Raw genomic sequence first — 625 nt, 5'->3', positions numbered from 1 at the left:
CTCGAGGTCGCGGTCGTGTCCGCCGTCCCCTTCGCCTGAGGCCGCCTCACGCACGCTCGGACACTGCGCGGCCGTGACGATCTCCGTCGTCTCATTCCTCACGTGGGGGACAAGGATGCCGACAACGTAGCCGCAGCGGCCGGAGCGGGCTACTGTGCCCGGCATGGGCGACGCGCGGCGGGGGGAACGAGCCGCCACCGTGCGCGCGTGGACCTTTGCCGCGATCATCGGCATCGGGATCGGCGCCGCGATGGAGGCGGCGCTCGGCGACGTGGTGCTGGGTATCGGTCTGGGCATGTGCTCCGCGGTGGTCTTCGCCGTCGCGTTCCAGCCCTCGGTGGACCTGGACCCGGGCGAGGCAGTCGGCGTCGCTGCGCCAGCGGTGGCCGAGCCGGGTCCCGCGCCCGTCGCCGATGAGCACCTCATCACAGCGGAGCCGCACGTGCTCGACGGTGACGGTGACCCCGCGCGGGACGCCGACCCCGACCGCTACGCCGCGGAGTGAGCCGCGGCCTCGAGCCGCTTGCGCAGGAACGTCACGACGTCGTCGAGCTCCTCCTGCGAGACGCTGTGGGTGAGGCCGGTGTAGACCCGGCCGCTCAGGTCGACGTGCTCGGGCAGCCAC

1 protein-coding gene and 1 pseudogene are annotated in these 625 nt (G+C 73.0%); one reads left to right on the top strand and one right to left on the bottom strand.

The annotated features are described in order from the left end of the window. Window positions 1-163: 163 nt before the first annotated feature. Window positions 164-505, top strand: coding sequence for a hypothetical protein (locus NQ160_RS24445; protein ID WP_257517543.1), 342 nt, complete (start codon window positions 164-166; stop codon window positions 503-505). Here the strand turns inward: NQ160_RS24445 and NQ160_RS24440 are convergent. Next, window positions 490-625, bottom strand: a pseudogene (locus NQ160_RS24440) (esterase); the annotation flags it as partial. The gene NQ160_RS24445 and the pseudogene NQ160_RS24440 sit on opposite strands and share 16 nt — an antisense overlap.

It is taken from the genome of Microbacterium sp. zg.Y909 (genome assembly GCF_024626565.1).
Note: the sequence above shows the minus strand (reverse complement) of the source record. Positions and strands in the feature narration are given on the sequence as shown.